The sequence below is a fragment of the Rhizobium sp. BK312 genome (assembly GCF_014193605.1).
In the GTDB taxonomy this organism is placed as follows: Bacteria; Pseudomonadota; Alphaproteobacteria; order Rhizobiales; family Rhizobiaceae; genus Rhizobium.
Genome location: NZ_JACHZP010000015.1, coordinates 37023 through 53609, shown reverse-complemented (window position 1 = coordinate 53609; position 16587 = coordinate 37023). Strand labels below are relative to the sequence as shown.

At 59.3% G+C, this 16587-nt stretch carries 16 protein-coding genes; 7 read left to right on the top strand and 9 right to left on the bottom strand.

What is annotated here, in order from left to right; all coding sequences use genetic code 11:
- Positions 1-51 precede the first annotated feature (51 nt).
- A complete protein-coding gene (locus FHT85_RS28855; protein ID WP_183774749.1) occupies positions 52-1365 on the bottom strand; it encodes an MFS transporter in 1314 nt (437 codons plus the stop codon).
- Positions 1366-1527: 162 nt separating this feature from the next.
- Between FHT85_RS28855 and FHT85_RS28850 the strand changes: the two genes are divergently transcribed.
- On the top strand, positions 1528-2451 hold the full coding sequence (locus FHT85_RS28850; protein ID WP_183774747.1) for an AraC family transcriptional regulator: 924 nt from the start codon (positions 1528-1530) through the stop codon (positions 2449-2451).
- A 205-nt stretch (positions 2452-2656) separates the two neighbouring features.
- Here the strand turns inward: FHT85_RS28850 and FHT85_RS28845 are convergent, their stop codons facing one another.
- The 8 genes from FHT85_RS28845 to FHT85_RS28810 all read right to left on the bottom strand — a co-directional run bounded on the left by FHT85_RS28845 (position 2657) and on the right by FHT85_RS28810 (position 10884).
- Positions 2657-4258, bottom strand: a complete 1602-nt coding sequence (locus tag FHT85_RS28845; RefSeq protein ID WP_183774745.1) for a bifunctional 3-(3-hydroxy-phenyl)propionate/3-hydroxycinnamic acid hydroxylase — start codon at positions 4256-4258, stop codon at positions 2657-2659.
- A 16-nt stretch (positions 4259-4274) separates the two neighbouring features.
- Positions 4275-5030 carry a cupin domain-containing protein gene (locus FHT85_RS28840; protein WP_183774743.1) on the bottom strand — a complete coding sequence of 252 codons (756 nt, stop codon included), beginning with the start codon at positions 5028-5030 and terminating at the stop codon, positions 4275-4277.
- A 14-nt stretch (positions 5031-5044) separates the two neighbouring features.
- Complete coding sequence (locus FHT85_RS28835; protein ID WP_183774740.1) at positions 5045-6403, bottom strand: MFS transporter; 1359 nt, start codon at positions 6401-6403, stop codon at positions 5045-5047.
- A gap of 37 nt (positions 6404-6440) precedes the next feature.
- Positions 6441-7355, bottom strand: a complete 915-nt coding sequence (locus FHT85_RS28830; protein WP_183774737.1) for a VOC family protein — start codon at positions 7353-7355, stop codon at positions 6441-6443.
- Positions 7356-7393: 38 nt separating this feature from the next.
- On the bottom strand, positions 7394-7795 hold the full coding sequence (locus tag FHT85_RS28825) for a cupin domain-containing protein (protein ID WP_183774734.1): 402 nt from the start codon (positions 7793-7795) through the stop codon (positions 7394-7396).
- A 16-nt stretch (positions 7796-7811) separates the two neighbouring features.
- The gene (locus FHT85_RS28820) at positions 7812-8756 is read right to left on the bottom strand and encodes a hypothetical protein (RefSeq protein WP_183774731.1); all 945 of its coding nucleotides are present in this window, start codon (positions 8754-8756) and stop codon (positions 7812-7814) included.
- A 113-nt stretch (positions 8757-8869) separates the two neighbouring features.
- The gene (locus FHT85_RS28815; protein ID WP_183774728.1) at positions 8870-9793 is read right to left on the bottom strand and encodes a LysR family transcriptional regulator; all 924 of its coding nucleotides are present in this window, start codon (positions 9791-9793) and stop codon (positions 8870-8872) included.
- Positions 9794-9966: 173 nt separating this feature from the next.
- On the bottom strand, positions 9967-10884 hold the full coding sequence (locus FHT85_RS28810) for a LysR family transcriptional regulator (protein WP_183774725.1): 918 nt from the start codon (positions 10882-10884) through the stop codon (positions 9967-9969).
- Between the two features lie 137 nt (positions 10885-11021).
- On the opposite strand from FHT85_RS28810, the gene FHT85_RS28805 reads away from it, so the two are divergent.
- The 6 genes from FHT85_RS28805 (at position 11022) to FHT85_RS28780 (ending at position 16586) form a co-directional block, all read left to right on the top strand.
- Positions 11022-11948, top strand: coding sequence for an ABC transporter substrate-binding protein (locus FHT85_RS28805; RefSeq protein WP_183774722.1), 927 nt, complete (start codon positions 11022-11024; stop codon positions 11946-11948).
- A gap of 62 nt (positions 11949-12010) precedes the next feature.
- The gene (locus tag FHT85_RS28800) at positions 12011-13756 is read left to right on the top strand and encodes a thiamine pyrophosphate-binding protein (RefSeq protein ID WP_183774719.1); all 1746 of its coding nucleotides are present in this window, start codon (positions 12011-12013) and stop codon (positions 13754-13756) included.
- A gap of 1 nt (position 13757) precedes the next feature.
- A complete protein-coding gene (locus FHT85_RS28795; protein ID WP_183774716.1) occupies positions 13758-14582 on the top strand; it encodes an ABC transporter ATP-binding protein in 825 nt (274 codons plus the stop codon).
- Positions 14579-15355, top strand: coding sequence for an ABC transporter permease (locus tag FHT85_RS28790; protein WP_183774713.1), 777 nt, complete (start codon positions 14579-14581; stop codon positions 15353-15355). Before FHT85_RS28795 ends, FHT85_RS28790 begins: the two co-directional genes overlap by 4 nt.
- Positions 15352-16119, top strand: a complete 768-nt coding sequence (locus tag FHT85_RS28785; protein WP_183774710.1) for an ABC transporter permease — start codon at positions 15352-15354, stop codon at positions 16117-16119. Before FHT85_RS28790 ends, FHT85_RS28785 begins: the two co-directional genes overlap by 4 nt.
- Positions 16120-16151: 32 nt before the next feature.
- Complete coding sequence (locus tag FHT85_RS28780) at positions 16152-16586, top strand: GlcG/HbpS family heme-binding protein (protein WP_183774707.1); 435 nt, start codon at positions 16152-16154, stop codon at positions 16584-16586.
- Position 16587 lies beyond the last annotated feature (1 nt).

Sequence of the window (16587 nt, the reverse complement as noted above, 5' to 3'; positions counted from 1 at the left end):
AATATCTCCTAAAAAGTTTCGAATAGTTCGGCCTGCAACGGCGGTTTGCGGTCACTGACGGCGGAGGAATGCGGCGATGCGTTGATTTGTGATTAGGTAGACAATGCCTGCGAGAGTGCTCGCTAACGGCACGATCAAAAGACCGAGCCCGAGGCCGTTCGGAATGTCAGCCGCTGTGGCCGCATCACTGACAATACCGACGATCAGGGGACCGAGTGCCGGCCCGGCAAGGCCGGACGCGATCATGACGAGGCTGGTCGCCTGTGCCTGCCGTCCTGGACCGGCGATCAGATGCGCGGCCCCAAAGCCCCATGGCAACATGAAGGAAAATGACAGCATTCCGGGCACGAAGAGCGCGATGGACATCCAGCCAGTCGGGGCAAATAGCGCCGCAGTTGTCGTTGTACTGGCGATGAGAAACAGAATTGCCGGAGGTCCAAGCACCTTGCCGGTACCTGTGCGAACAGCGTGGTCAAACCAGCGTCCGCCGCCCAATGTCCCGATGATACCCATTAGTCCTTGCAACATGCCGAACGAGACGCCGACCTCAGTCGCGGTAAAACCATGGGTACGGATCAGAAAAGGGATCGAAAAGGCATAAAAAGGTGCGCCTGCGAAGCCCAGGAAAACGGCGCCAGCGAACAACCAGCGGAAAGCCGGGGACGACAACAGGTCAAGGCTGGTTCGCAGAAAGGGTTCGTCGCGAGAGGCTGTACCTGGAAGCGGAGGGGTGGGGCCGGCAATAAGAATGGTCAACAGCCCGATCAAGACGCCGATGGCTCCAGCACCCATCAAAACAACGCGCCAGCTGAAAACATCTGCAATCGCGCCGCCTGCCGCAAACCCAACCATCGTGCCGAGCGGAATGCCCATCGCGAACAAACCGATCGCAAGGCCACGCCGCTCGAGGCCGATCTTCCGGACGATGAGAGCATGGCCTGCCGGCACTGCGCCAGCCTCGCCGAATGCAACGCCGAAGCGTGTGAGGGCCAGAAACATGAAACTTGCTGCAAAACCACCGACTGTCGTCATGACGCTCCAGATCAGGATGCAGGACACCAGTACGAGCCGGGGAGAGCCCCGATCTGCCGCTCGGGCAAGCGGCAATGAGAGAAGTGCATAGCACACCGCAAACGCAAGGCCGGTGAGCAGGCCCATCTCGGTATCGGTCAGCTCCAGATCCGCTTTGATCTTTTCCGCCAGGATGAACGGCAATATTCGATCGATCTGCGAGAACGCGTTGATCAGCAGAAGCACGACGCAGATGGCGGCCATCCTCAGGCCTTTCACGTGCTCCCGTGTGGCGCCAGCAGGCGCCACTCGTGTCTCTACGGGGTCTATTGACCGGGCGACAATTTCTGTCATCTTGAGGTCACTCCTCGCTTGGTTGCACCCTTAAGCTAGATGGAGTGTCCAATGACCAGAATGCCCGAACCTTCAAGAAACTTGCCTATTCCTACAAGTGAGGTGATAGTGCCGGCGAGGAGCCACGTGTTGCCGTGGCCTCTGAAGCAACTGGAGCCCCGCTTGAATACGCCATTGCTCTCAGCCGTAACGGCCTACATCGAAGAACAGGGTGGTGGGCAAGGTCTGTTTCCGACGGCCATCGAAGGTTTCAACATCGTCCGATCGTATCAGTCGATGATGCCTATGCGGAACATCTACCGCCCGTCGCTCTGCGTCGTCGTCGAGGGCGGCAAGGAATTGCAGCTGGGAGAGGAGCTGCTACGCTACGGAACGATGGAATGCCTCGTCGTCAGTGTCGGCGTCCCAGCGACCGGCCAGATCGTCGAGGCAAGTGAGGAGACCCCTTACGTCGGCGTGATGATTGACTTCGACGTGGCAACCGTACGGGACGTTCTTGAACAGTTGGAGGTGCTTCCCCCGCAGCCGGAAATATCCGGTCCATGCGCTTTCGTTGCCAAGGTCGACCAACCGCTGTCAGATTGCATCCTTCGCCTGGTTCGGTTGCTGGCTACACCCAAGGCAATTCCGATCCTGGCGCCTTCGATCGTCCGGGAAATATGCTTTTGGTTGCTGAGTGGGCCGCATGGCGGCGAAATATGCAAACTAGCCTTGCCCGACTCGAACATTGAGCGCGTCGTCAGAGCAGTATCGGTCCTGCACACCAATTTTGCAGAGACGCTGCGGGTGGAAGAACTGGCTGATATTGCTCGAATGAGTCCGTCATCTTTCCATCAGCATTTCAAGGCGCTGACGGCAATGACACCGCTTCAGTTTCAAAAACAACTTCGCCTGCTGGAAGCGCGCCGACTCATGGCAACTCAAGCTGCGAATGTCGCCGAGGCTGCCTACAAAGTTGGGTACGAGAGCGCTTCACAGTTCAGTCGAGAATATTCCCGGACTTTCGGTATTGCACCGAAACAAGATGCTCTTAAACAACAGAAGCTTCAGGACCTATATGCTAGCCGTACCGTGCGTTCAGCGTAGTGTACTAGCGGAGCCGGCGATATAGCAGTGCCCTGTGGACTCGCCAGTCGTATTGCAGAAGATCAGCTACTTAGAGGGCCGGATGAGCAGGGTCGCGGGTTCGCATCTCTTCAAGAGCCTCGGTGTCTTCCTCAATGAATGCCATGGCCTTTCATTCGTCGAAATTCGAAGGCTCCAAATATTGCAAGGTTGATGGGTTTAATCCTCAAGCAACCTCTTCCGTGGTGACCGAACGGGGATTGACGCGCCGCAAATGGGAGCCCAAGTTTCTGAGATGTCGTTCGATGCTCTCCTTGCTTGTGGCGACTGAGTATACGTAGTGATCTGGCCGGACGATCGCCGCGCTTGTTTTTCGCTCGCCGAACCAGTGGTCGAGAATACCGTCATCTTCGACGAAAGGTATGACGTCGCTATGCGCCGAGGCAATGCTAGACCCGAGGTGAAGAATTGTCATTCCAAGCTGGCGCGCCTCATCGACAGTGGAAGGTGGAAGCGTGCCAAAACGCCCGCCATCGATGATCAGCCGCCACCCGCCGCCGCAGACGTCGTCGAGTAGGCAGCTTTTCCCGCGAAACGTCACGATTGGCTGCGGAAACAATTCTCCAGCACCGGAGCCAGTCGTGGGGTCGATGAGGCCATGACGGATTGGCGGAATGATCGACTGGCGAAAGAGTGTCCTTGGCAATCCATCGCTTTCCGCCAGGATGCGCTCGTCGCGGCGGATCGCGGCTTCGGGATCGCGTTCACACAGAACCGCACCGATCTCCTTGATCTTCAGGATCAACTCGCGGACGTGCTCGCGGCGCTCATTACCATAAGTGTCGAGAAGCTCCGGTGGGGCGCCGTCCTTCAGGACAGCCTTCAGCTTCCAGCAGAGATTGGCTACATCGCGCATACCCTGACACATGCCCTGACCGAGGATCGGTGGCTGTTGGTGGGCGGCGTCGCCGGCGAGGAAGAAGCGACCTTGTCGCCAGTGCGTGGCGACCAGGGCGTGAAACCGATAGGCGGCCGACCGCCAGATCGTGGCATCGTCCGGCGTGATCCACCGATCCAGGAATTTCCACACCCATTCGGGCTTCTCGACATCGCGCGGGTTTTCGTCCTCGCGCAACATGATCTCCCAGCGCCGATGGTTTTGAGGCCCGACAATGTAGGCCACCGGACGCTCGGGATTGCAAAAATGCGACGAGTTGACCGGAACGCGATCGAGCTTGTCCGGATTGACGAGAACATCGACCACCACCCACGGCTCATCGAAATTCAGGTCTTCCAATGTTAAGCCAAGCCGCTCCCGCGTCCCACTGGAGGCGCCGTCGCAAGCGATGACATACTGTGCTGAGACGGCCCGCTCTGTCCCGTCTGCCTCTCGTAGCGAAACTACGGCCTTGTCAGAAACGTTGGAAACAGCAGTGACTTCCGTTCCGAGCGAGACGGAAACGCTCGGCCATTGCACCGCATGGGCTCGTAGCGCTCTTTCAACCGGGGGTTGGGTGAACACCATGGTCGGCGTATAGCCGAGCGGGTAGGGTTTGCCGACCATGCCGACACGGCGCAAAAGCTGTCCGGATGCTCCGAAATGTTCCGAAAGATCGAAGGGGGCTACATGAGCCTCAATGTCTTGACGGAGGCCAATATTGTCGAACAGCCGCATGATTTCATGGTCGAGAGCGATCGCGCGGGGCTTGTCGTAAACCTCGGTGGTGCGATCGACGCAGAGCGTTGTAATCCCGGCTTTGCCAAGCAGATTGGCGGCCATGGCTCCAGACGGGCCGAAGCCAATGATGATGACCTGATAGTCTTTCATTTTAGTCTCTTCAATTTTAGCTGTTAAGATCGATGGAGTAGGCGCCTCGGGTGCCGACTGGCACTTCCGGAACGTTGATCGTCAGCAAGAGTGTAGGGCTGGCGCCGTCATTGGAATTGCTGTGGATCAGCCCCGCGGGAAAGGCGACGAGATCACCTTCGCTCATCCTGCCGCTATCGAAACCAAGAAGCACGGATAGCTCTCCCTGCAGGACGTAATAGAATTGATCGAACGGGTGGACATGCAGTCCCATCCCACTGCCGGGATGGACGAGCGAAATGAAAGCCTTGATGCTTTCGGAGCCGATCTTGCGATCGATAAGTGCCTGGGTCTCGAACGCCCGGCCTTCGGCGGCATGAGCGGTGTGCACCGCGAACGCATTTTCGTCGACGCGACCCTTCAGGTCGGATAGTGCCTTGTCTGCAGCGGGTGAGGATCGCTCGTACGAGATCGGTACCTGGATGTCGAGCAGCCGTGCTGCGCTGTCCGTTCCCATTATGATGATTGCACGTGACCTCGGTACGAACAGGAAATCGTTCGCTTCGAGCCGGACGAAGTCGGCACCCTCCTTGAGCGAAATCGCCCCCGCGAGCACGTAAATCAGCCTTTCCACGGTCTGAGAATGCAGGCCGACAGGTGAAGCCGGGGCGGAGAGAAGAACATGGTCGATGCGGCATGTTCCGATCGCACTCAGCGAGCCGAATACGGAAGTCCGGGCCTCTGGCGCGTCTTCCGCACCAACGTCCAGTTTCAATTTTTGAACATACCGCATCACCAAAACCTCCTTCAGATATTTATGGCAGGGATTCCACTTACATTGGCCGCCTGCTTGCGGTTGAGCGTGCCGACAGTCAGGACGGCGAGCGTAAGGATGATCGCCGGTACAATCGGCAGCATCAGGATGTCATGGGCCGCCCACCCGCCGGATACCATCAGCCAGCCGATAAAAGACGGCGAGAACGACGATCCAAGCCGGCCTATCCCGCTTGCCCAGCCAAGCCCTGTCGAACGACTTGCCGTCGGATAGGCTTCCGTAGTCAGCGCATTGATGACGCCGAGGCCACCCATGATCGTCCAGCCGGTGACAAAGGAGCTGAACAGCAGAAGCGTTTGCATATCGCGCGACGAGGCCAAAGCGACCATTCCCGGAATGATAACCAGAAAGTTGATCGCGGAGACCCTGTAGACGCCCCACCTTGCCGCCATCGGCCCAAGAACGATGGAGCCGACCATGCCGCCGAGGTTGAACACTGTCGACGCATAGGTCGCCATCGCCGGAGAGAAACCGAATTCCCTCGCCAGGGTTGGAAGCCACTGGAACAGAAGATACATGGTCGACAGGACCAGGATGTAGCTGACCCACAGGACAATAGTCGTGACCGCCATCCCCCCTGCGAACAGTTCGCGAAAAGTCCCGGCCGCCGGCCGTTCGCTGACCATCCAGTGGGCGTTCTGCGGTATGTCAGCCGAGGGCGAGATCCGCTTCAGAAGCCGATAGACATCCGGATGGGTCGGGTTGCGAGCGATTAGGAAGCGGATCGATTCGGGCAGAAGGACAATCGCCACGACCAGCGCGACGATCGTCAAGCCGCCCGCGACCATGAATAGAGACCGCCATCCGAACGCCGGCTCGATGAACGAGGCCAGAATGCCACCGAGCATCGCGCCTGCGGCGATACCGCCGCTGACAACCAGGACGCCGGTCTGTCTGTGCTTGTTCGGCGAATATTCCGACACAAGGGCGCAAATGTTTGGAAGCAGCCCGCCGATGCCGATGCCCGCCAGAAAGCGAAACAGGATCAGCATGTTCAAGCCCTGCACATAATGGATGGCGAGGGTGAAGATGCCAAAGAAGGCCGTGCAGGCAAGCGTTGCGGGGCGCCGTCCCCACTTGTCGCCAGCCGGTCCGAGGACCATCGCGCCAACGGTCAAACCGATAAGCGTTGCCGTGAAAACGGATGCAAGATCGGTCTTGGGAATTTGCAATTCGGCGGACAATGCCGGAGCGACGAGGCCCAGCGTCACGTTGTCGATGCCGTCGAGCATCGCCAGCAGCACCGCCAGTGCAAACACGGCGATGCGGTATCCTCCTACGGGCATTTGGTCGAGCACCTGCTCGACATCCACTCTCGTCTGGGTATTCATGTCCAATCCCTCCTCCACAGATGGAAACTTGGTTTAATCAGGCGTTTTTGTTGTTTAAGGCAGATAGCCGCTCCCTCGGATGCGGGTTGATGCGATAGGCGTCCTTCGCAAAAGCGTAGAGATCCTGCAGACGCTTCCAGCGAGCGGTGTGTGGCGGTGTCACGCCCCAATGATCCAGTCGGCCACGTGGCCAAGCCCAGTATTCCGGACCGTGGTATTCGTAACTGTCGTCAATCTGATCGACGTCGGACGTGTACTCCAAAGGCCACTCTTCCGGCCCCGCGAAATAGGCGAAGGTGTTATGCGCACAGCCGTGTCGGCCGGGGCCCCACTCGATCGGGTAGCCTGCATCGATCATTCGACCGGCGCCGCGCATCACCGCATCGAGATCCTTCATTTCGAAGGAGAGGTGGTTTAGGGTGCGCCATGGCGCACCGCACACCACGATCGAACTGTGGTCCGGGCTGTCGCAATTCAGGAATATCTGCCGTCCTGCCCGATCGCTGACACGAAAGCCGAGAGCGTCGACGAGAAAGGAAACGAGGTTTTCCGGTTGCGGATCGTTGAAGTTGATATGAGCGATCTTGATTGGATGATCGCTTGAGCCGAAGCCAGGCTTGTGACGGATATCGTCAGTGACCACCGCGAACGCGCGACCTTCGGGGTCCTCAAAACCGAAGCCGTATCCGCTGCCTATGCGATCCAGAGGTCCGGGGGTTTCGACCACAACGCCTGTGGCCGCGACGCGCGCGTGTAATGCATCGACCACATTGCGATTTGCAGCATCCATCACAGTGCGCCGAACAGCGCCGGGACCGTTCGCGGGATGGATTGCCAGGATGTGATGTGCATCACACGCTCCGCGAAGATAAATGCTTCCCTGATCGCGCGCGACGATCTCGAGTTTCCAGACGTCGACATAGAAGCGTGCCGCACGCTCGGGATCTGACATCTCTATCTCGACGCTCTGGACGCTCTTTACCGAAATTCTCAAGACTTGCCCCCTTGGCACCACTTCGAGAAATCGTCGTCCTGATAGGCGACGATGTTGAGGTAGTCCTCACGGGCTGGACCGAAGATATCGAGGTTGATGGCCACGCCGTCCTCGGGAGACGGCGGATCGACATAGTGGATGTAATGGGGCGGGATGCGGATCACCGTTCCGGGTTTGCAGTCGAACGTCTGGTCCTCGACATGCAACGTGACCCGCCCCTGGATCACCATGAAAATCTGGTCGAACGGATGGCTGTGCGGCGACCCCTTGCAGCCTGGCTGCAGGTAGTTGTAGGTCACCATGACGCCATCACTGCGGAAGCCACGCTGGATGATGCCGGGCTTGAGTTCACGTTCGGGGATTTCGTCCCAGTTATAGGCTTTGATCGATTTCTTCATGGCAACCTCCACTGCATCAGGACTCACATGCCGAAGCCACGTCGGCATGGAGCTTTAGAAAATCGGCAATCACTGCGGGCTCGCGGGTGGCAAATCCGCTGCGCGCAGCAAGCGCGAATTCCGGGAAGCCTGTCCGGGCAAGCGCGATGCGGCGCATCGCACCTTCCACTCCATCCGACAGATGGATCAGGCCGAGGCAGAGCCGGGTTTCGGGTCGCAGAGCAAGGCGTCGCAGGGGTGCGAAGAAGCTCTCGTCGGACACCACGAGCGGAACCGGTATGTGGAGGAGATCGATCCGCCTGACACACCGCTCCAGCAGGCGGTTTGACAACTCCGTCATATCCGCGAAATCGTTCGGCTGGATCTTGAAGCCCGCGCCGTCCCGGCAATTCATATGTACGGCGACCGGAATGGATTCCGGCAAGGCCTCGATTATACTAGTAACGGAATCCAAAAGAACGTCGGCAAATGCGCTGTCTGCGGTATCGCCTTGCGTTGCTTCAGCAAGGTCCGCGAAAGGCAGCTTTATCTGGACCGCCAGATCGGTAGAAGACGAGGGGAGATCGGTTACGACCCGCTTTACCTCGTCCATCAACCATGCGGCGTAAGCCGAGTCCGCGTCCGGTTCCACCCGATCTTCAGGTTTGGCGAAACGCGATGTTTTAAACGGGGCCAGGATGCTGAGAGAGGCGCGGATGCCTGCCGGCAGCGCGACTGCCTCCTTCAACGCCTCGAGGGCATCGAGCGAGCCGCGGGCTCGGTGCGAAAGCCGCGCTGCTCCGTCGGCTCCGGCTAGCCATGCCCTGATATCGTCGCCGTCCACGATGCGGGTGTCGGGATAGTAGAGAAGCCGGGGACCCAGCTCCGCCTGGCACAGCTGGTAGATCTCACACCCGCTATGAAGCGGAAAGTCGCCGACAAGATGGATACCGGTAGCTAGGGGTAACCTGTCGAGTGCCATGGTTCCTCCCGGGCCCTTCAGATTTTCCGTAATGGTGCAGGAGGATGGCTATTATGTATAATATGTATTTATGCGCTTTATATAGTTCTCAGCTATAGAAACTTTACCGCCAATCACTTGAGATCCGCGCCGATAAACCTGGCGATCTCGATAAAGCGATTTGCCACCGGACTGGGCTCACGGGACTTCAGGCGGTGAATCCCGAAAACGCGCGGTGTCATGCGTTCAGCCAATGGAACGGTGATGAGAGATCCTTCGGCAAGCTCCGTTCTGACAATCTGATCGGATAGGATGGTGACGCCATCGGTTTGCTTGACGATTTCTTTCAGAACGCCAAACGGTGCGGCCTCGATGAGATTTCGCGGGACGGGAATGCCGGCTACCGTGAATCCGGAATCGATCAGCGTTCGAATTATGCTTCCGCGCGGCGGCAATACCCACAGCGCATCCTGCAGATCCCGCAGCGACAACGTCTTCTCAAAAGCGAAAGGGTGGCCTCTTCGAACGACGGCGGAGGTTTGCGCCGAAAATAGCGGTTCGCTAGCGATGAGACCGATGCCGTTCATTTCGAGGACATCCGCCCGCATCGAAGAAATCACCACGTCGATCTCGTTGTTCAGGAGGCTCTTTATCAGATCCTCGTCATACGCCTCCACGATATCGCATCGGATCGGCATGAAATCCGGCACGAGCTTGGACAGGATCTCGGGAATGATGCTCGCCGTCGCCAAAGGCGTTCCGCCGACGACCATCGGACCGCTGAAGCCGAGCGAAGAAAGGCGGACCTCCGCCAGGGCGTTTTCCAGCGCGTTGTCCAGGCCCTCGGCATGCCGAACCAATATCTGCCCCGCCTTGGTCAAGACGGCGCCGTGCCGTCCCCGATCCATCAGCTTTTCGCCGACAATATCTTCCATCCGCGAAATGCTGACGGAAAGGGAAGGTTGGGCGATATTGAGGGCCTTTGCGGCAGCTAGCAGCGACCCCGTCTCCGCAATGACCTGGAGATATTTCAAATGTCGTGGGTTTAGACCTGTCATAGTGGGCATCCCGATGGAATTCGTCTTTAACGAATACATAAAAATGAGGATGGAAAAATCGCCGAAATTCAAGGTCCATGCCAACCGACTTCACCCCCGTAGCCTCAGGGTAGAAAGAGTGGCCCTTCAGGCGAAACTGCGGCAATGACGCCACCTCCTTCCTGCGGCGCGCATCACCTGCCCAGATAGGTTGCCTCCCAGCGGCCGGATCTAATGTTTTCCTTTGTCGACGTCTGCAGCAGTTCTATGAAGCGTTTTGCCGCTAGCGTTCGCTCAGAGTTTTCCAGCAATGCGATGAGCCAAGTGACTGACAGGCCTTCTATCGGGGCCCAGGCAAGCTGAGTCAGCGGTGAATTGACCATTCCGCAGAATGGCATGATGGTGAAACCCACCTTGCGCCGAATAAGATCGTCCATCGGGGCATATTCGGTTTCCACCGCGACCTTCGCGCGCCGGCCGATGCGAGCGAATTCGGTCTCGATGAGAGTTCGCAAACCATCGGGGCGGGGCGTAAGGATCAGCGGTCGGTCTGCCACCATTTCGAGCGTGATGGGCTGTTCCGGTGATATGCCGCTGCCGTCAGGTCCGACGAGGTACAGCTGTTCTTGCAACAAAGGCTCTGTGTGCAGGTCGGGCTCCGTAAGCGGTGCGGCCAGAATACCGATATCGATGTCCCGGAAGAAGATGGCTTCGCGAAGCTGGAACGAATGCGCGCCGCGGACGCGAAGGCGCACATGCGGATAAGTCTCCACATAGGTCGCTACCAATTCGCCGGTGAGCACGCGTCCCATGAACGGCGGCGCACCAAAGGCAAGCCGCCCGGAAGGCGTGTTAGCCACATGCATGACTTCTTCCGGAACCCGCGCGATCTCTTCCAAAATAGCCTCAGCTCTGGCGCGGAAAACTTCTCCGGCTGGTGTCAGCGTCAGACCACGTCCGGTGCGGTGGAAAAGCGAAGCGCCTATTTCCTGTTCCAGAGCAACGATCTGCCGGCTTAGTGCCGGTTGCGAGATGTCGAGCTTTTCGGCGACGCGTGACAGGTTACCAAACTCTGCTGCTTTGAGGAAATATTCCCACTTCCGAAGGTTCATCGCATCGCCTCCCGTTGCGGCGCAGATATGCCTTTAATGTTATAGCTGAACTGCCGTTCTGTCTATTGATGTAAGTCTGCGCCATTGAAATAGTCGCGATAGGTTGAGGAGCCCCGCATTCGAGGAGGAGGTTATTTATGCTCAAGCGCGCGATTCTCATAGCCAGCGTTGTTGCCGCAAGTGCGGCACCATCACTGGCCGAAACAAGCATAACCTTTGGATCTCCGCCGATTGCCGAGGTCGAAGCGGTGTTCGTTGCAAAAGAGCTAGGCGTCTTCGACAAGAAGGGCCTCAACGTCGAAGTATTGCCGAGCACCTCGAACCAGGCAATGGTTGCCGGTTTAGTGTCAGGATCGCATCAAATTGCCGCGATCTCGCCAACAGTTCTGCTGCAGGCGATCGATACGGGAATGGATCTTGTCGTCGTTGGCACCTGCGGCGTCACATCCGCACGCACGGCAAACAATATGGGGCTCGCGGTTCGCGACGGCGTCGATATATCGAAGCCGGAAGACCTTGTGGGAAAGAAAATTGGTGCTCCAGGTACCAATGGTACGATCGACGTCCTGTTCAAGCAGTGGCTCAAACTCAAGAATATTCCGGAGACGAAGCTAACCTTCATCGAAGTTCCTATCCCCAACACCGCGGACGTGTTGAAGGGTGGTACGATCGATGCGATCATCGCCGGCGAACCTTCGCTCGGGCGTGCGGTCAGCCAGTCGAACGGCAAGGTCGCATTTCACTACATGTCAGAGCTTCCTGAAAACCTGCCCTATACGACGTTTGCGACAACCCGGGAATGGGCAAGGTCGAATCCGGATGCAATCAAGGCTTTTCAGGCGGGCCTTGCCGAAGGGGCTGCGTTCGTGAAGGCCAACCCCGACAAGACCCGCGAGATACTCTCGAAGTACACAAAGCTACCTGTCGAGGTGCTCAACACGTTCGAATTGCCCGAGTGCCAGACGGTGCCGACCAAGCAGGGTCTCGACTACTTTGATAAGGCAATGCGCGATGACGGCCTCTTGACCGGCAATATCGACACTGCCGGGCTTATCGTACCCTGAGCCGAAACGGCCGGGGTGCATCAAGGCTCCCCGGTCATGCTCCCAGTTTTACAGGTGATATCATGGTCCAGATGACCGGCGCGGAAGCGCTGACACGTTTGCTCGTTCCGGAAGCCGTTCCATTCGTTTTCGGCATTGCCGGCGGCAAGTTGAACCCGCTTCTACACGCGATCTCGCGCGAACCGTCGATCCGCTACCTCGGCGTTCGTCATGAGGCATGCGGACCTTTAATGGGGGCCGCCATCGCTGCGGCCAGCGGACGGATCTGCGTGGCGCTCGGCGAAATGGGGCCTGGGTCTTCCAATCTGATCGGCGGTCTCGGCACGGCTTTCAACAATAACCTGCCGCTTCTGCTGATCACTTCCAACAACCATCATGCGGCATCCTACCCCAACCGCGGGATGTTCATGGACCTTGATACGCACGCACTACTGAAGCCGCTCACCAAGTGGAGTGCTGTCGTGCATGATGGACGCCGTTTGCCGGATCTCGTCCGCGATGCCTTCCGGCAGGCACTGACGGGGCGACGCGGGCCGGTTCATCTCGATGTGCCCCAGGAGATTTTCACCGCCAAATTCGACTTCGAGGAGGAGGCGCTCTCTCTTCCGCCGGAGGCTTATCGCGCTGTCGAAGGCCCGAGAGCTTCTGCCGCTCAGATCGCCCGCGCTGCGGAGATGCTGGCTGAAGCGAAACGTCCGGTTCTGGTGGCAGGCGGCGGTGTCGTCTCGGCGAACGGCGGCGACCTGTTCCGTGAACTCCTTGGCGTGATGAAGGCCCCGGCTCTTGCCACCCAGATGGGTATCGGAACGGTTCCGTCGGATTCGCCCTTCTTTATCGGCCACGGCGGCATCATCGGTGGCGACGCCATTCCGGTTGCGCTGACGGAAGCAGACGTCATTCTGGCAGTCGGCTGCCGCTTCTCCTCCTGGCTCTGGGATGACGGTGGCGCGCTTGCAAAGCGTGGCGCCCAGCTCATCAACATCAATATCGATCCGATGAGCCTCGGCGCGAACACTCCCCATGCGCTTGGCATCTGGGCTGATGCCAGCAGCGCGCTGGCCGATCTTCTCTCAGCTCTCAAGGGCCGCGCCACGCCCGACCGGTCTAAATGGCTCGCGCGGTTGCGCGACGTCTATGCCAGCTATCGCGGCAAGCTCGACGGCATGAACGAGGACGACGGCACGATCATGCATCCGGCCCGCCTTGGAGCGGCACTTGGAAAACTCCTGCCGGCGGATTCGCTGATCGCTTACGATGGCGGCCACACGTCCTTTTGGAGCAACGACCTCACGCCGGCGACCGCCGAGCGAACCCGCTTTCACGAGCCTGGCATGTGCCAACTCGGTTTCGGCACTCCCTACGCAGTGGCGCTCAAGCTCCTCCATCCAGAGCGGCCGGTCTTCAATATCTGTGGCGATGGAGCCTTCGGCTTCACGCTTTCCGAACTGGATACTGCGAGGCGCTACGGACTGCCGATCATCAACATCATCCACAACAACGCGTCCTGGGGTGTTATCAAGATGGGGCAGCGAAAGACTTACGACTTTTCGTTCGGCACAGATCTCGATGGTGTCGACTATGCCGACGTGGCCCGCGGCTTCGGCTGCCACGGGGAACGCGTAACGACTGTAGATGAGATCGGTCCTGCTTTGGAACGCGCTATCGCTTCCGGGCTGCCGGCGGTTATAGACTGCCATGTGCGTTTCGAGGCCCATCCGAGCATGCCCTATTTCGCGAAAATGAATGCTTACGGCTTTCAGAAGGGCGTGGGTGGTGGGCCGCATGCGGCTCTCGTGAAAGGAGCATGACGTGGTTGTGACGCAGCTTTCCACCCGCCTGCGGCATGGCGAGGGCAACTCCACTCCGACATCCGGGGAAGCGCGAATTCGCATTCGCGACGTCACGCTTTCCTATGGCTCGCTGCAGATCATCGGCGGCATCAGTCTCGATATCGCGCCGGGCGAGACCATTTGCGTCATCGGGCCTTCCGGCTGCGGCAAGACGACACTGCTGCGCATGCTGGCGGGACTTGCCCGACCGACCTCCGGCAGCGTCGAACTCGACGGATCTGTACTTGGCGGACCGAGCCGTTCTGTCGCGATCGTCTTCCAGGACTATGGAAAGGCACTCCTGCCGTGGCGCACGGCGGCCGGCAATGTCTCCCTGGCGCTCGAAGCGCGCGGGTGCCCCCGCGCCGAGCGACCCGCGATCATTCGCGAATTGCTGGAGAAGATCGGCCTTGGCCGGCATGCCGATAAATATCCGGCAGAGATGTCCGGCGGCATGCAGCAGCGTCTGCAGATCGCCCGGTGTCTTGCGCAGGAACCGAAGGTGCTCCTGATGGACGAACCCTTCGGCGCGCTGGACGCGATGACGCGGCAGGCGCTTCAGGACGAGGTGCTCGGGCTGGTGGCGATAACGGGCGCCACCATGGTCTTCGTTACCCATGACCTCGAAGAGGCGATCTATCTTGGCGATCGTATCATCTGCCTTCAGCCCAATCCGGGGCGTGTCGGTCGTGTCGTCGACGTTCGGCTTGTCCGGCCGCGCGACCAGTTGCTGACCCGCGAGGATCCCGAATTCCTGCGTCTGCGTCGCGAGCTTTACGACATCATCAAGGACGACCATCAATGAGGGCGGCGAGCCTTCTCAAAAGCGGCTGGCGCGCGGCATTGCTGCCCGTTACCCTGATCGTTGTGGCGCAGGTCGCGGCAACCGTTACCCCACTGGAAAGCGATACGCTCGCCAGCCCGTTCGATATCGCGCGGGCGTTCGGTTCCGTGATGGCCGACGGATCTCTTCCTAAGGCGACGCTGGACACGCTGAAAGCCGCCGCGGCCGGCTGTATTCTGGGTGTCGGGGCGGGGTCGCTGCTCGGTATCGTGCTCGGTCTTTCCCGTCTTGCCGATGATGCGCTCGATCTCACCATTGAGTTGCTGCGGCCGGTCCCGGTCGTCGCGCTGATCCCGGTCGTCATGATGCTGTTGGGCTTCGGTGCGGAAATGGAAATCGTCATTATCGCGCTCGGCCTGTTGTGGCCGTCCGTCGTGCTGGCGCGCGCTGCAGTTAAGGAAGTGGAGCCGCGCCTGATGGAGGTGTCAAACGTGTTGCAGCTCGGCTTCCTGGCCCGGCTGACAAAGATCGTCCTGCCGGCGATACTCCCGCAGCTCTTCATGTCGCTGAAGCTTGCTGCCGGTTACGCGCTGGTGGTGGCGGTGACGGTGGAGATCACCGCCAACCCGCTGGGCCTCGGCTACGGGATCATGATGGCGCAGCAGGCGCTGCGGCCGGCGGAAATGTTCGCTTATCTGATCTGGATCGGCGCGATCGGCTGGCTGATTAGCCTGTTGCTCAACGTGGCGCAGCGCGCCTTCTTCCCGGCCTTTGTGAAAGGAGACGGACGATGAAGCACTTTTCCCTGCGCAAGCTGTTCCTCGGCTTCGGTGCGCTAGCGCTTTTCATCCTGGCGTGGAAACTCGTTACCGATGCGAAACTCGTCTCGCCGATTTTCTTTCCCGGTCCGGAGCGGACTTACGCCGCTCTGGTAAAGGGTCTCGCCGGCGGTGCCATGCTGTCGCAAACCCTGGAGACGGTCCGGCGGATGCTGCTGGGCTGGTTGCTCGCGTCCTTCGTGGGCGTTTTTCTCGGCGCATTGATCGGCGTGTCCCGGCGCGCGCGGGCGTTCATTGCCCCGACGCTGGAGCTGCTCCGGCCTTTGCCCGCTTCGGCCATGATTCCTATCGCCATCGCCTTTCTGGGCTTCTCCGACAACATGGTGCTGGTCGTGATCGCCTTTGGTGCGCTTTGGCCCATGCTGCTGGCCACGATTCATGGTTTCGCGGCCATGGAGCCTCGTCTCTATGAAGTCAGCGCCGTGCTTGGCCTCAGCCGCGCCGAGGTCATCTGGAAACTGGCATTGCCAAGCGCAATGCCGATGATCCTCGCAAGCTTGAGGCTGGGCCTGACCATCTCGCTCATTCTCGCCGTGGTCGGCGAAATGCTTGCGAGCCGGCAGGGACTTGGCCAAAGCATCCTGGCGGCCAGCCGCAGCTTTCGATCGCCCGATCTGTTCGCCGGCATCGTCATTCTCGGTACGATCGGCCTTGTCGGCAGCCGTCTGCTTTCCTTCGCCGAAAGACGCCTTCTGCGCTGGCAGGCCGTCAACCGGTAACCTCTTCTCCTCTCAACTTACTGGATTTAGACATGTTCAAGCTCACCGATGCATCAACCATCATTGACACCGCGCTGTCCGAAGCGCGGGTCCGTTCGCTTGCTCCGCTTGCGGTAGCTGTCCTGGATGCTGGCGGGCATCTGGTCGCCTACAAGCGGGAGGATGGTGCGGGTATCGTCCGTTTCGACATCGCCCATGGCAAGGCCTGGGGATCACTCGGCATGGGCTTCGGCACGCGTGAACTGACGGAGCGCGCCGCGAAAAATCCGGCCTTCTTCACCGTGCTTGCCTCGGTCAGCGCCGGACGCATGGTGCCGTCGCCGGGCGGCGTTCTCGTCCTTGATGATGCGGGCGCTGTCATCGGCGCCGTGGGCATTTCGGGCGATCTTGGCGACAATGACGAGATCTGCGCCATCGCCGGCATTGAAAAGGCTGGTTTCCGCGCTGCTCCGAAGCTCGTGGCTTAAA

What these genes read in the sequence shown, in the direction of transcription:
- FHT85_RS28855 (WP_183774749.1), bottom strand. Translation starts at nt 1,365, where the DNA reads ATGACAGAAATTGTCGCCCGGTCAATAGACCCCGTAGAGACACGAGTG.
- FHT85_RS28845 (WP_183774745.1), bottom strand. Translation starts at nt 4,258, where the DNA reads ATGAAAGACTATCAGGTCATCATCATTGGCTTCGGCCCGTCTGGAGCC.
- FHT85_RS28840 (WP_183774743.1), bottom strand. Translation starts at nt 5,030, where the DNA reads ATGCGGTATGTTCAAAAATTGAAACTGGACGTTGGTGCGGAAGACGCG.
- FHT85_RS28835 (WP_183774740.1), bottom strand. Translation starts at nt 6,403, where the DNA reads ATGAATACCCAGACGAGAGTGGATGTCGAGCAGGTGCTCGACCAAATG.
- FHT85_RS28830 (WP_183774737.1), bottom strand. Translation starts at nt 7,355, where the DNA reads ATGTCAGATCCCGAGCGTGCGGCACGCTTCTATGTCGACGTCTGGAAA.
- FHT85_RS28825 (WP_183774734.1), bottom strand. Translation starts at nt 7,795, where the DNA reads ATGAAGAAATCGATCAAAGCCTATAACTGGGACGAAATCCCCGAACGT.
- FHT85_RS28820 (WP_183774731.1), bottom strand. Translation starts at nt 8,756, where the DNA reads ATGGCACTCGACAGGTTACCCCTAGCTACCGGTATCCATCTTGTCGGC.
- FHT85_RS28815 (WP_183774728.1), bottom strand. Translation starts at nt 9,793, where the DNA reads ATGACAGGTCTAAACCCACGACATTTGAAATATCTCCAGGTCATTGCG.
- FHT85_RS28810 (WP_183774725.1), bottom strand. Translation starts at nt 10,884, where the DNA reads ATGAACCTTCGGAAGTGGGAATATTTCCTCAAAGCAGCAGAGTTTGGT.
- FHT85_RS28805 (WP_183774722.1), top strand. Translation starts at nt 11,022, where the DNA reads ATGCTCAAGCGCGCGATTCTCATAGCCAGCGTTGTTGCCGCAAGTGCG.
- FHT85_RS28800 (WP_183774719.1), top strand. Translation starts at nt 12,011, where the DNA reads ATGGTCCAGATGACCGGCGCGGAAGCGCTGACACGTTTGCTCGTTCCG.
- FHT85_RS28790 (WP_183774713.1), top strand. Translation starts at nt 14,579, where the DNA reads ATGAGGGCGGCGAGCCTTCTCAAAAGCGGCTGGCGCGCGGCATTGCTG.
- FHT85_RS28785 (WP_183774710.1), top strand. Translation starts at nt 15,352, where the DNA reads ATGAAGCACTTTTCCCTGCGCAAGCTGTTCCTCGGCTTCGGTGCGCTA.
- FHT85_RS28780 (WP_183774707.1), top strand. Translation starts at nt 16,152, where the DNA reads ATGTTCAAGCTCACCGATGCATCAACCATCATTGACACCGCGCTGTCC.